Genomic DNA, 12582 nt, shown 5'->3' with positions numbered 1-12582 from the left:
CCAGGCTTTGGCACAACTCTCGCTCGACGATCGCCGCAAACAGTTCATCCTTTGACGAAAAGTGACTGTAGAACGCCCCGCCACTCAAGCCGATCGCCTTCATCAAACCGTCGACACCGACCGTTGCAAAACCAGACTTCTTGGCCGACACCGCACTGCTTTCCAGCAATTTCTCTTTGGTTTCCAGCTTGTGATTGGGCGAGTAACGCATTGCCTTGTCCTCAGGATTGATCACCTTGACGTTAGCCGGATCGTAGCATAACGTTCGTTTAGTTAACGATCGTTTACCAAAGGGATCTACCCATGAATAACAAGAAGGTCGTACTGATTGTCGGCGCTGGGGATGCTACCGGCGGCGCTATTGCCAAACGCTTTGCGCAAGAAGGTTTTATCGCCTGCGTCACCCGACGCAGCGCCGACAAACTCCAGCCGTTGGTGGATGCCATCAAGGCCAGTGGTGGCGAAGCTCACGGTTTCGCCTGTGACGCGCGCAAGGAAGAGGACGTGATTGCGCTGGTCGAGCAAATCGAAACCCAGATCGGCCCCATCGAAGCATTCGTGTTCAATATCGGCGCCAATGTGCCGTGCAGCATTCTCGAAGAAACCGCCCGCAAGTATTTCAAGATCTGGGAAATGGCCTGTTTCTCGGGATTCCTCAACGCTCGCGAAGTGGCCAAGCGCATGGCCACACGCCAACGGGGAACGATCCTGTTTACCGGCGCCACCGCTGGCATGCGTGGAGCGGCAGGGTTTGCAGCGTTCGCCGGCGCCAAACACGGCATCCGCGCCCTGGCCCAAAGCATGGCCCGAGAATTGGGACCGATGAACATCCACGTCGCCCACATCGTGGTCGACGGTGCCATAGACACCGACTTTATCCGCGACAACTTCCCGGAAAAGTACGCGACCAAAGATCAGGACGGCATTCTCAACCCCGAGCACATTGCCGAAAACTACTGGTACCTGCACAGTCAGCCTCGGGACGCCTGGACCTTCGAGCTCGACCTGCGCCCCTGGAGCGAACGCTGGTAAGCCCTCCCCCAACAACAATAAGCAGAGCGCATTGACCATGAGCAAAACCGTGGAGTTTTACTTCGATCTGGGCAGCCCCGCCACCTATCTGGCGTACACCCAACTGCCGAAGATCTGCGCGCAGACCGGCAGCCAACTGATCTACATTCCCATGCTGCTGGGCGGCGTCTTCAAAGCCACCGGCAACGCTTCACCGGCGACCATCCCCGCCAAGGGTCGCTACATGTTTCAGGACCTGGACCGCTACGCCAAACGCTACGGCGTTCCGCTGAAGTTCAACCCGCATTTCCCGATCAATACACTGATGCTCATGCGCGCCGTCACCGGCATGCAATTGCGCCATCCCGAGCGTTTCCAGGCGTTCATCGATTGCCTGTTCATCGCCCTCTGGATCGAAGGTCGCAGTCTCAATGATCCGGCGACCGTCGCGGCCGTATTGACGCAGAACGGTTTCGACCCGAACGAGGTACTGGCCCTGACCGCCGACGAGGAAGTCAAAGCCGCCCTCAAGGACAACACCGAGAAAGCCGTGCAACGCGGCGTATTCGGCGCACCGAGCATGTTTATCGACAATCAACTGTTCTTCGGCCAGGACCGCTTGGACTTCGTCCTTGAAGCCTTGCGTTAAATCTCGATAACCAATCGCCCTTTGGCCGCTCCGGCAGTGAGCATGTCATAGGCGGCCTCGGCAGTTTCCAGCGTGAACTGCCGGGGATCGAGTAACGGCGTCAGTTGACCCGCCTCGATCAATTGCGCAGCCTCCCGAAGTATCTGCCCGTGATGCTCACCGCCCGTGCCAGTCAGCAACGGCAACAAGGTAAATACCCCAGAGTAGGTCGCCCCACGAAACGAGAGCGGCGCCAGGCTGTGTTGTCCCCACCCAAGGCAGCTCACCACATGGCCGTGATAAACCCGAGCGGCCTTGAATGACGCATCCAGGGTCGCGCCGCCTACCGTGTCATAAACAATATCAAAGCCCTCACCCGCGGTGTGTTCAGCCACGTACTCTTCAACCGTAGACTTGCGGTAATCAATGAAAGTCGCACCGAAGCTCTCGATGATTGCCTGTTGTCCCGCCGATCCGGTGGCAAACACTTCAGCCCCGAACGCCCGAGCCAGTTGCACAGCCACATGCCCGACCCCGCCCGCGCCGCCATGAATCAATACCTTCTGGCCGGCCCGCACCCGAGCACGATCCACCAACCCTTCCCACGCTGTAATCAATACCAGCGGTAAACCCGCCGCCTCACGCATACTCAGACTCGCCGGTTTGCGCGCCAACAACCGTGAATCAACTACGGCGAATTCAGCCAGGGAACCCTGGACCCCGCCGATACCGGTGGCCATGGCATAGACCTCATCACCCGGCAGCCATCCACTGACACCTGCCCCTACCCCTTCAACGGTCCCTGCCAGGTCCATGCCCAATACCGCCGGCAATGGTTGGCGAGCATGGACAGCCTGACCCGCACGAATTTTCCCATCCAGCGCGTTCACGCCGCTGGCCTTGATCCTGACCAACACCTGCCCCACTCCCGGCACAGGCCGCTGAATCGAAGCCAAGCGTAACGGCCCGTTGGCCGAGTCAACAATCAGAGCGCGCATTTCCAGTAAGTCAGTCATTTCGTCAATTCCTGTAAGAGGTGAGTAACCCCATCCTCCTGCAATGCACTCATGCCGATAAGACGCTATATAGCTATAGTGACCATGCCCATTTGGCATCAATGAGAAACCCCGTGGACAAACTCAACGCAATGGCGGTTTTCGTCCGGGTAGTCGAGCGCGGCAGCTTTTCGGCAGTTGCCCGGGAATTGCAGACCAGCCAGCCGACCATCAGCAAAGTCCTGCGGGCGCTGGAAACCGAACTGGGCGGAAAGCTGATTTCCCGCAGCACTCGGCAACTGTCCCTGACGGACGAAGGTCAGCGGTACTACAGCGAATGCCGACAGATCCTCGCCGCCGTCGACGCCGCAGAACACAGTTTTCAATCGGGACGCGAGACCGTCGCCGGCAATCTAAGGATCGGCTCATCGGTGAGTTTTGGACGCATGCAAATTGCGACGCGACTGCCAGGTTTCCTCAAAAAATACCCACAAGTACACATCGACCTGCAATTAAGCGACCAAAACCAGGGCCTGGTCAGCGAAGGACTGGACGTCAGTTTCCGGATCGGCGAGCTGAATGACAGCGGCATGATTGCTCGCCATATCGGCACCACGCACCGGGCGACCGTCGCTGCGCCCGATTACCTCAAGCAACACAAAACACCACAAACGCCACAGGACTTAAGCGAGCACAACTGCCTGCAGTTCAACCTGCTGAACAGCCAAAACCTGTGGGTTTACGAGAAAGACGCCCAACGCCACGAAGTGCGGATCAAGGGCAATGCACAGAGCAACAACTCCGAGGCGATCCGCGAAATGGTCTTGGGGGGATTGGGGATTGCACTGTCGCCGGTATGGCTGTTCAGCGAGGATCTGAAGGCAGGCCGTGTCACAGCGATTCTTAAAGACTACAGCGCACAGCCACTGCCGATTCATGCCGTGTCCCCGGCCAATCGTCGCCAATCGGCCAGGGTTAAAGCCTTTGTCGATTACATGAGTCAGGCGCTGGAGACAGCGCCTGAACTCAAACCGGTCAGATAGCTGCGGTCCGGGTTTTCAACCATTCAAGGGCAGCACCGTCGAGCAACGGGCTCAAGCGCTCACACACTTCGGCGTGATAGGCGTTGAACCACTGTTTTTCGTCCAGCGTCAGCAACGACGGCTCAAGGCATCGAGTGTCGATCGGGCACAGGGTCAGGGTTTCGAATTTCAGGAACTCACCGAACTCGCTCTTGCCTGCTTCACGGTTCAACACCAGGTTTTCGATCCGCACGCCCCAACGACCCGGACGATAAGTCCCCGGCTCAATGGAGGTAATCATCCCCGGCTGCATCGCAGTTTGCGGTGCGGCTGCGGCTTGATAGGCAATCACTTGAGGGCCCTCATGAACGTTCAGGAAGTAACCGACGCCATGACCGGTGCCGTGACCGTAATCCACGCTCTCCGCCCAGATCGGCGCGCGAGCGATGGAGTCCAGCAGCGGCGACAGAATGCCCCGAGGGAATTGCGCACGGGATAACGCGATCACGCCCTTGAGCACCCGCGTGCAATCGCGTTTCTGCTCATCGGTCGGCGTACCGACCGGAACCATCCGCGTAATGTCGGTGGTGCCGCCCAGGTACTGGCCGCCGGAGTCGATCAACAACAGGCCGTCACCCTCGATAACTGCGTGTTCTTCTTCAGTGGCGTGGTAGTGCGGCATCGCGCCATTGGCGTTGAATGCGGCAATGGTGTTGAAACTCAGCGACACATAATCCGGACGCCGGGTACGGGCGGCGGTCAGGTGTTCGTCGATGGTCAGTTCGGTGATGCGCTCGCGGCCCCATGCCGACTCCAGCCAGGCGAAAAATTCGCACAGCGCCGCGCCGTCCTGCTCCATGGCCTGACGAATGTGTTCAGCGTCGGCCAGGCTTTTCTGTGATTTGGCCAAAGTAGTCGGGTTCAGGCCTTCCAGCAGTTTCACGCCACTGCTCAGGTTATCCAGTAGACCGGCAGTAACGCGGGCCGGATCGACCTGCAGGCTCGCGCCGCTCGGCACGGCGCGCAGGGCATCGGCCACTTCGCTGTAGTCGCGCAGTGTCACGCCGTCCTGTTCGAGGATCGCACGCAGTTCGGCGCTGACTTTGCTCAGGGCCACGAACAAGGTGGCCTGCTTCTGGCTGATCAAGGCGAAGGACACGAACACCGGATTAAACGACACATCGCCGCCGCGCAGGTTGAACAGCCAGGCGATGTCATCAAGGGTGGCGATGAAATGCCAGTCGGCACCGCGCGCCTCAAGCGTTTCGCGCAGCTTGGCGAGTTTCTCGCCACGACTGACGGTCGCTTGCGGCGGCAAATGTTGATAGATCGGCTCGTTCGGCAGCGTCGGACGGTCGCTCCAGACTTCGCTCAACAAATCGATGTCAGTGCGCAGTCGGGCACCGCGTTCTTCGAGTTTGCCGCCCAGCGTCCGCGCCGACGCCACAGCCATCACTGCACCATCGACGGCAACGACGCCACCTTCAGGGGTTTGTTCCGCCAGCCAGTCCAGCGGCCCGGGTTGACCCGGTTGCAGCTTGACCAGTTCGATGCCGCTGCCCTTGAGCTCCTTGCTCGCTTGCTCCCAATAACGACTGTCGGCCCAGACACCGGCAAAATCCGGCGTGACGATCAGGGTGCCGACCGAGCCGTGGAAGCCCGACAGCCATTGCCGACCTTGCCAGTAACCCGGCAGGTATTCCGACAAATGCGGGTCGGCCGACGGCACCAGCAGGGCATGAATACCCTCCCGGCTCATCAGCTCGCGGGTTTGCGCCAGGCGCTGGGGTACCAATCCATTGATCAAAGGCTGCGTACTCATCATGTCTCCTGCTAACCACTTCATCATTATTGTTGAGTGCCGATCTGAGTCGGCGCTTTCATAGCCTTATTGCCAAAATGCCGGCGCACTGGCGCAAGCCGCTTTAATCAGTTCGACCGCTTGATCGATGTCTTGCTCGGTGGTGAAACGCCCCAGGCTCAAGCGGATGGTGCGGCCGGCCGAGCGAGCGTCGTGCCCCAGCGCCAGCAACACATGGGACGGAGCATTGCTGGCGGAGTTGCAGGCCGAGGTCGCGGAAAATGCGATCGAATGGCCCAGCGCCGCCGCATTGAACTCACCTTCACCGAAGGTCAGGCTCAGCGTATGAGGAATACGTTGGATCGCGCTGCCGTTGAGGCGCACGCCGGGGATATTCAATAGTTGTTCGAGCAGACGCTCACGCAGATGAACGACGGTCGCTTTTTCGTCATCGAACAAGGTCGCCGCCAACGCAAACGCCTCGCCCATCGCGACGATCTGGTGAGTGGCCAGGGTGCCGGAACGCAACCCGCCCTCGTGGCCGCCGCCATGGATCTGCGCCTGCAAACGCTGGTGTGCACGCGGACCGACATAGAGCGCGCCGATGCCTTTGGGGCCATAGATTTTGTGAGCGGAAAATGACATCAGATCCACCGGCCATTCGGCCAGGTCGATCGCGACTTTACCTGCGCCCTGGGCGGCGTCGACGTGAAACAACGCGTCACGATTTCGCACCACCTGGCCGATGGCCGGGATGTCGTTGACCGTGCCCAATTCATTATTAACCAGCATCAGCGACACCAGAAACGTGTCGTCACGCATGGCTTCGCTGACCGCTTGCGGGGTGATCAGGCCTTCAGCGTCCGGCACCAGATAGGTGACCGCCACACCGGCGTCCTGCAATTGTTTCGCGGTGTCGAGAATCGCCTTGTGTTCGATCTGGCTGGTGATGATGTGGCCGCCGGACACACCACGGGCCTGGGCGACACCTTTGAGCGCGAGGTTATTGGACTCGGTGGCGCCAGAGGTCCAGACGATTTGATCAGCCTGGGCCCCCACCAGTTTGGCCACTTGCTGGCGCGCCTGCTCGACCGATTGCCGGGCCTGCTGGCCGAACGCATGGGAGCTGGACGCCGGGTTGCCGAAATTGCCGTTGAAACCCAGACACTCGACCATGACCTTGATGACCCGCTCATCCACCGGCGTGGTGGCGGCGTAGTCGAAATATAGCGGACGTTTATTCATAAAAAGACTCGCAGAGCATGTTCCGGGATCAGGAAGCTCGTGACTGGATAGGTCAAAGCGTCGCCTTGTGAGCGACGCCGAATAATCCGCACGTAAGCAATACCTGATCGGAGGCCGTTAAAGAAGAACAACTTCATTTAAAAGTGCGTAGGAACGCTCCTGAAGTCGAGCTTAACAGGCATCGGCCAACCGGTTGAAGCAATGCGTCAGCGAAAGCTTTCGATCAACAACGGATACAACGAAGCCACCAGCAGCAGGGCCATGCCCCAGTTGAAGATCCGCAACCAACGGCGATCCTTCAACACATTGCGCAACAAAGTACCGCAACCCGCCCAGACACCAACGCTAGGCAGGTTGATCAAGGCGAACACTGCCGCAATCACGATCACATTGGTGAAGTAGCCCTGCATCGGCGTGTAGGTACTGATGGCACCGATGGCCATGATCCAGGCCTTGGGATTGACCCACTGAAACGCCGCAGCGCTGAGGTAACTGATCGGTTTACTTTCGCCCTTTTCGCTCTCGGAGACGGGACCGGAATGGGCGATCTTCCACGCCAGGTAGAGCAAGTACGCCGCGCCGACGTAACGCAACACGGTGTAGAGCAACGGATAGGTTTGAAACACCGCGCCCAGGCCGAAACCCACCGCGACCACCAGGACAAAGAAGCCGCAAGTGATGCCGAGCATATGGGGGATGGTGCGGTTAAAGCCGAAGTTCACGCCCGATGCCAGCAACATGGTGTTGTTCGGGCCGGGAGTAATTGAGGTGACGAGGGCAAACAGGGCGAAGCCCAGCAGCAGATCGAGCGAGAGCGTCATCGGTGGCAGTCCGTCAGGGTCAGTCAGGTATTGACCCTATCGCACGCCTTGCGCAAAACCCACGGACAGTTACGTGAAAGTTCGAGCAGTACAGTCGCGAATCAGCTTGGGCGACCGTGAAGGTGTACGGCACGCTCGGCGTTCATTTCGCCTTGGCTATCAAAACCGTATGACTTCTGTGGCTGGCCGAGCAATGCAGCTTTTTTCATTTGGTATTCATCGAAGGACAAACCCCGGCGGTTCAAGGCTTCCAGCGCCAGTTCCTTGGTTTCTTCGGCGGTGTAGGGACGCAATTCCGGGGAAACATGGCTGGCACATCCAGCGAGGACAGAGACGGCAAGCAGCAAGGAAACAGCGAGTAAACGATTCATGGGGAGCGTCCTGACATTCTTTTGTTTGGCGATGGATGAAGGCTACGCCCGGCCTGGGTTTGGTAGAAATCACCGCTCTCGATAGTGGGTATCAGGGTTGGCGGCAATGAGGCTTAAAAATCAAAAAATCGCAGCCTTCGGCCGCTGCTACAGGGATAAGTGCATATTCATTTATGATCTATAAATATCTTTTAATGATCTTTTGAGGAATAACAACAAGCCTTTATAACAACTCCATCGCTTCAACCACTGTTGCCCACGCAACTGTTTGCCAGGCAACAGTCATTCAACAAACAGCCCTGGAAATCGCACAGCTTGCGCTGTTCACGGCGCTGAAAGCCCCGAAAACAGGGGCCTCGAAGGATTGGTACAGGTCTTGCTCAGGCCCAGTGACTATTCACTGCTCCCTGAGCAACTGTTTAAAAAGGAACTGATCATGTCGCGTCCACTGAAAGTTGTTGCCCTCTCCGGCGGTACCTGGCGTCCGTCCCGCACTTTGGTACTGACCCAAGCCCTGTTGGCGGAACTGGCCGAACAGTTGCCGATCGAGAGCAAGCTGATCGAACTGGGCGACATTGCCCGACCACTGGGCGCCGCCCTTGCCCGCCAGGAACTGAGTGCCGAGATTGAAGCCGAACTGCAAGCCATCGAAAGCGCTGATCTGCTGATCGTCGCCGCCCCGGTTTATCGCGGTTCGTACCCCGGCTTGCTCAAGCACCTGTTCGACCTGATCGATCTCAATGCGCTGATCGACACCCCCGTGCTGTTGGCCGCGACCGGTGGCAGCGAGCGGCATGCACTGATGCTCGATCATCAACTGCGGCCGCTGTTCAGTTTCTTCCAGGCCCTGACCCTGCCGATTGGCGTCTACGCCACCGAAGCCGATTTCTCGAATTATCAAATAACCAGTGAGCCCTTGAAGGCCCGCATTCGCCTTGCTGCAGAACGCGCTGCGCCATTGTTTGGCGTGCACCCCAAAAATCTGCTGAAAATCGCTTAAGGATTTCTTCATGGATGTTTTCTGGTTCCTGCCGACCCACGGCGACGGTCATTACCTGGGCACTACCCAGGGCGCCCGCCCGGTGACGCTCAACTATCTGAAACAAGTGGCCCAGGCCGCGGACAGCCTTGGTTACCACGGTGTACTGATTCCCACCGGTCGCTCCTGCGAAGACTCGTGGGTGATCGCCTCGGCGCTGGTGCCGTTGACCGAACGACTGAAGTACCTGGTGGCGATTCGTCCGGGAATTATTTCGCCGACGGTCTCGGCGCGCATGGCCGCCACACTGGATCGTCTGTCCAATGGCCGGCTGCTGATCAACGTGGTGACTGGCGGCGACCCGGATGAAAACCGTGGCGACGGGATCTTCCTCGACCACAGCGAGCGCTACGAAGTCACCGACGAATTCCTGCAGATCTGGCGTCGGGTGCTGCAAGGCGAATCCGTCGACTTCGAAGGCAAGCACCTGCAAGTACAAAACGCCAAGGCGTTGTATCCGCCGGTGCAGAAACCCTATCCGCCGCTGTACTTCGGTGGTTCTTCTGAAGCGGCCCATGAACTCGCTGCCGAACAGGTCGATGTTTACCTGACCTGGGGCGAGCCACCGGCCGCCGTGGCAGAAAAACTCGCCGATGTGCGTGAGCGTGCTGCACGCAACGGGCGCACGGTGAAGTTCGGAATTCGCCTGCACGTGATCGTTCGCGAGACGGCCGAAGAGGCCTGGAAAGCTGCCGACAAACTGATTGAGCACATCAGCGACGAGACCATCGCCGCCGCACAGAAGTCGTTCTCGCGTTTTGATTCCGAAGGCCAGCGGCGCATGGCCGCGTTGCATGATGGACGTCGCGACAACCTGGAAATCGCGCCCAACCTGTGGGCCGGTGTCGGCCTGGTGCGCGGCGGTGCCGGGACTGCACTGGTGGGCGATCCGCAACAAGTGGCGGCGAGGATCAAGGAGTACGCGGACCTGGGGATCGAGAGCTTTATCTTCTCCGGTTATCCACACCTCGAAGAAGCATATCGCTTTGCCGAACTGGTGTTCCCGCTGCTGCCAGAACCGTATGCGAGCCTGGCTGGCCGGGGCGTCACCAACCTCACCGGGCCGTTTGGCGAAATGATTGCCAATGATGTGCTGCCCACCAAAGCCACGGCCTGATAGAACCGGTCTGTGGGCTGTCGGGATTAATTGTGGCGAGGGGGCTTGCCCCCGTTCGGCTGCGCAGCAGTCGTAAAACAGGCTGACGCGCAGTATCAATAAATGCTCGGCTCTCAGGTTTTGGGGCCGCTTCGCAGCCCAACGGGGGCAAGCCCCCTCGCCACAAAAGCCAGCTCCCACAGGGATTACGTCGACTTCAATGAGGAACCCCCGCGTGACGGCCAAACCACAAAGCGCCCTGCTATCCCCTTTGCACACCGCTCGCCAGTTGGCGGCCGAGTTTGCCCTGACCGCCGTCGAGCGCGACGAACGCGGCGGTACGCCCAAGGCTGAACGTGATGCCTTGCGCCACAACGGTCTGCTCGCCTTAAGCATTCCCACCCAGTACGGCGGCCTCGGCGCCAGCTGGAGTGACACCCTGAGCATCGTGCGCGAGTTCGCCAAGGTCGACAGCTCGATTGCCCATGTCTTCGGTTTCCATCACCTGATGCTCGCCACCGTGCGCCTGTTCGCCAAACCCGAACAGTGGCAACCGTGGTTCGAACAAACCGCGCGCAAGAACTGGTTCTGGGGCAACGCCCTCAATCCGCTGGACACCCGCACCGTGGTGAAGAACCTCGGCGGCTGGCGCGAGTTTTCCGGCAAGAAGAGTTTCTGCTCCGGCGCCAGCGATTCACAAATGCTGATCGCCTCGGCGGTCGATGAAAGCGCTGGCGGCAAGCTGTTGATCGCCGCGATCCCCAGCGGTCGCAGCGGTATCACCCTGCACAACGACTGGAACAACATGGGCCAGCGCCAGACCGACAGCGGCAGCGCGACGTTCGAACGGGTGCGGGTCGAGGAATCGGAACTGCTGCTCGATCCGGGTCCGTTGAGCACACCGTTCGCGTGCCTGCGGCCATTGATTGCTCAACTGACGTTCACCCACATGTTCCTTGGCATTGCCGAAGGGGCGTTCGAAGAAGCGCGGCAATACACCCTCACCGAAACCCGACCCTGGCATAAATCCAGCGCCCAGGATGTGCGTGAAGATCCCTACGTACTCGGCCATTACGGCGAATTCTGGGTCGCTCTCGAAGGGGTTCGATTGCTGGTGGAACGCGCCGCCGAACTGCTCGACAAGGCCTGGGCCAAAGGCCCGAATCTCAGCGCCGAAGAACGCGGGCATCTGGCGACAGCGATTGCCACGGCCAAGGTCGCTGCCACCCGCAATGGCCTGGAACTCTGTAGCCGCTTGTTCGAAGTGACCGGCGCGCGCTCGACCCACGCCTCGCTGCGACTGGACCGCCACTGGCGCAACCTGCGCACGCAAACCCTGCACGACCCGGTGGATTACAAACTCCATGAACTGGGTGATTGGGCGTTGAACCAGTCCCTGCCGATTCCGACTTTCTATTCCTGATCTTCTCTTCATGGAGCCTGCCATGCAACTGCTGACCCTACCGCCCTCGCCCGCCCTCGCTACGTCGATCCGCGCCACCGCGCAGGTGTTCGAAGATCCGAAATCCCAGGCCTTGCTCGCGCATTTGCAACAGGTCGCCCCGAGTGAAGCCAGCGTGCTGATCATCGGTGAAACCGGCACCGGCAAGGAGTTGGTGGCGCGGCACATCCACAACCTCAGCGCCCGGCGTAACCGGCCGTTCGTGGCGGTGAACTGCGGCGCGTTCTCCGAATCCCTGGTCGAAGCCGAGCTGTTCGGCCATGAAAAAGGCGCCTTCACTGGCGCCCTCAGCGCCAAGGCCGGGTGGTTTGAAGAGGCGGATGGCGGCACCTTGTTCCTCGATGAAATCGGCGATTTGCCGATGGCGATTCAGGTCAAGTTGTTGCGGGTGTTGCAGGAGCGTGAAGTGGTGCGACTCGGTTCGCGCAAGAGCATTCCCATCGACGTACGGGTGCTGGCGGCGACCAATGTGCAACTGGAGAAAGCCATCAACGCCGGGCACTTTCGCGAGGATCTGTATTACCGCCTCGACGTGGTCAGCCTGGAGCTGAGCCCGTTGCGCGACCGTCCCGGCGACATCCTGCCGCTGACCCGGCACTTCGTCGAAGCCTACAGCCAGCGCCTCGGCTACGGCACGATCACCATCAGCAAAGAAGCCGAACTGAAACTGCGCAGCTACAGTTGGCCGGGCAACATCCGCGAACTGGAAAACGTGATTCACCACACCCTGCTGATCTGCCGTAACGGCGTGATCGAACGCGATGACTTGCGCCTGTCGAACATGCGCATCGAGCGTCAGGACGATCACCACGGCAACGTCGACGACTCACCGGAAGCCTTGCTCGACCGAGCCTTTCAAAAGCTCTTCGAGGAACAGGCCGGGGCGCTGCACGAAAAAGTCGAAGACGCGTTGTTGCGCGCGGCTTACCGCTTCAGCCATTACAATCAGGTGCACACCGCCGCATTGCTGGGCTTGAGCCGCAACGTGACCCGCACGCGGTTGATCAAGATCGGCGAACTGGCAGTGAACAAACGCCGCCCGACGGAAAACGTGCAAGGCGAGCGCTTGATGCAGTTGTCGATCTAGGCGC

The 12582-nt window shown here is 59.5% G+C and carries 13 protein-coding genes (1 of these 13 only partly in view); 7 read left to right on the top strand and 6 right to left on the bottom strand.

The window, feature by feature from the left end; genetic code table 11:
* A protein-coding gene (locus tag AC1MEW_RS13735) for a TetR/AcrR family transcriptional regulator (RefSeq protein ID WP_201205361.1) crosses the window boundary here: on the bottom strand, positions 1 to 211 show its start. It extends 368 nt beyond the left edge of the window; the window shows 211 of its 579 coding nt (coding positions 1–211); it begins with the start codon at positions 209 to 211; the stop codon falls past the left edge of the window.
* A gap of 92 nt (positions 212 to 303) precedes the next feature.
* Here AC1MEW_RS13735 and AC1MEW_RS13730 point away from each other — a divergent pair, with 92 nt between their 5' ends.
* Together AC1MEW_RS13730 and AC1MEW_RS13725 are read left to right on the top strand one after the other, a co-directional pair.
* Positions 304 to 1032, top strand: coding sequence for an SDR family oxidoreductase (locus tag AC1MEW_RS13730; RefSeq protein ID WP_201205363.1), 729 nt, complete (start codon positions 304 to 306; stop codon positions 1030 to 1032).
* 37 nt (positions 1033 to 1069) lie between these two features.
* Positions 1070 to 1660, top strand: coding sequence for a 2-hydroxychromene-2-carboxylate isomerase (locus AC1MEW_RS13725; protein WP_480426651.1), 591 nt, complete (start codon positions 1070 to 1072; stop codon positions 1658 to 1660).
* Here the strand turns inward: AC1MEW_RS13725 and AC1MEW_RS13720 are convergent.
* A complete protein-coding gene (locus AC1MEW_RS13720) occupies positions 1657 to 2655 on the bottom strand; it encodes a zinc-dependent alcohol dehydrogenase family protein (RefSeq protein ID WP_480426650.1) in 999 nt (332 codons plus the stop codon). The two genes, AC1MEW_RS13725 and AC1MEW_RS13720, sit on opposite strands and share 4 nt — an antisense overlap.
* Before the next feature lie 101 nt (positions 2656 to 2756).
* Between AC1MEW_RS13720 and AC1MEW_RS13715 the strand changes: the two genes are divergently transcribed.
* Complete coding sequence (locus AC1MEW_RS13715; protein WP_480426649.1) at positions 2757 to 3677, top strand: LysR family transcriptional regulator; 921 nt, start codon at positions 2757 to 2759, stop codon at positions 3675 to 3677.
* Here AC1MEW_RS13715 and AC1MEW_RS13710 read toward each other — a convergent pair.
* The 4 genes from AC1MEW_RS13710 to AC1MEW_RS13695 all read right to left on the bottom strand — a co-directional run bounded on the left by AC1MEW_RS13710 (position 3670) and on the right by AC1MEW_RS13695 (position 7894).
* Positions 3670 to 5478, bottom strand: coding sequence for an aminopeptidase P family protein (locus AC1MEW_RS13710; RefSeq protein WP_201256338.1), 1809 nt, complete (start codon positions 5476 to 5478; stop codon positions 3670 to 3672). The genes AC1MEW_RS13715 and AC1MEW_RS13710 overlap by 8 nt on opposite strands.
* Before the next feature lie 66 nt (positions 5479 to 5544).
* Complete coding sequence (locus AC1MEW_RS13705) at positions 5545 to 6702, bottom strand: aminotransferase class V-fold PLP-dependent enzyme (RefSeq protein WP_480426648.1); 1158 nt, start codon at positions 6700 to 6702, stop codon at positions 5545 to 5547.
* A gap of 206 nt (positions 6703 to 6908) precedes the next feature.
* Complete coding sequence (locus tag AC1MEW_RS13700) at positions 6909 to 7523, bottom strand: LysE family translocator (protein ID WP_201191143.1); 615 nt, start codon at positions 7521 to 7523, stop codon at positions 6909 to 6911.
* A 101-nt stretch (positions 7524 to 7624) separates the two neighbouring features.
* Positions 7625 to 7894: a hypothetical protein gene (locus AC1MEW_RS13695; RefSeq protein ID WP_480426647.1), complete on the bottom strand. Its 270-nt coding sequence runs from the start codon at positions 7892 to 7894 to the stop codon at positions 7625 to 7627.
* Positions 7895 to 8330: 436 nt separating this feature from the next.
* Between AC1MEW_RS13695 and msuE the strand changes: the two genes are divergently transcribed.
* From msuE to AC1MEW_RS13675, 4 genes are all read left to right on the top strand, one after another.
* Positions 8331 to 8894 (top strand): FMN reductase, encoded by a 564-nt coding sequence (gene msuE / locus AC1MEW_RS13690; protein ID WP_201256340.1) that lies wholly within the window; start codon positions 8331 to 8333, stop codon positions 8892 to 8894.
* A gap of 10 nt (positions 8895 to 8904) precedes the next feature.
* Positions 8905 to 10050, top strand: coding sequence for an FMNH2-dependent alkanesulfonate monooxygenase (gene ssuD, locus AC1MEW_RS13685; RefSeq protein WP_123409526.1), 1146 nt, complete (start codon positions 8905 to 8907; stop codon positions 10048 to 10050).
* 199 nt (positions 10051 to 10249) lie between these two features.
* Complete coding sequence (locus AC1MEW_RS13680) at positions 10250 to 11452, top strand: acyl-CoA dehydrogenase family protein (protein WP_480426646.1); 1203 nt, start codon at positions 10250 to 10252, stop codon at positions 11450 to 11452.
* Positions 11453 to 11474: 22 nt separating this feature from the next.
* Positions 11475 to 12578 (top strand): sigma-54 interaction domain-containing protein, encoded by a 1104-nt coding sequence (locus AC1MEW_RS13675; RefSeq protein ID WP_201205377.1) that lies wholly within the window; start codon positions 11475 to 11477, stop codon positions 12576 to 12578.
* Positions 12579 to 12582: the final 4 nt, after the last annotated feature.

Source organism: Pseudomonas sp. ASL4, assembly GCF_056680395.1.
This window is presented reverse-complemented; position numbering and strand designations above follow the sequence as displayed.

Coding starts and splice junctions, on each gene's coding strand:
- AC1MEW_RS13730 (WP_201205363.1), top strand. CDS start 304: ATGAATAACAAGAAGGTCGTACTGATTGTCGGCGCTGGGGATGCTACC.
- AC1MEW_RS13725 (WP_480426651.1), top strand. CDS start 1,070: ATGAGCAAAACCGTGGAGTTTTACTTCGATCTGGGCAGCCCCGCCACC.
- AC1MEW_RS13720 (WP_480426650.1), bottom strand. CDS start 2,655: ATGACTGACTTACTGGAAATGCGCGCTCTGATTGTTGACTCGGCCAAC.
- AC1MEW_RS13715 (WP_480426649.1), top strand. CDS start 2,757: ATGAGAAACCCCGTGGACAAACTCAACGCAATGGCGGTTTTCGTCCGG.
- AC1MEW_RS13710 (WP_201256338.1), bottom strand. CDS start 5,478: ATGAGTACGCAGCCTTTGATCAATGGATTGGTACCCCAGCGCCTGGCG.
- AC1MEW_RS13705 (WP_480426648.1), bottom strand. CDS start 6,702: ATGAATAAACGTCCGCTATATTTCGACTACGCCGCCACCACGCCGGTG.
- AC1MEW_RS13700 (WP_201191143.1), bottom strand. CDS start 7,523: ATGACGCTCTCGCTCGATCTGCTGCTGGGCTTCGCCCTGTTTGCCCTC.
- AC1MEW_RS13695 (WP_480426647.1), bottom strand. CDS start 7,894: ATGAATCGTTTACTCGCTGTTTCCTTGCTGCTTGCCGTCTCTGTCCTC.
- msuE (WP_201256340.1), top strand. CDS start 8,331: ATGTCGCGTCCACTGAAAGTTGTTGCCCTCTCCGGCGGTACCTGGCGT.
- ssuD (WP_123409526.1), top strand. CDS start 8,905: ATGGATGTTTTCTGGTTCCTGCCGACCCACGGCGACGGTCATTACCTG.
- AC1MEW_RS13680 (WP_480426646.1), top strand. CDS start 10,250: ATGAGGAACCCCCGCGTGACGGCCAAACCACAAAGCGCCCTGCTATCC.
- AC1MEW_RS13675 (WP_201205377.1), top strand. CDS start 11,475: ATGCAACTGCTGACCCTACCGCCCTCGCCCGCCCTCGCTACGTCGATC.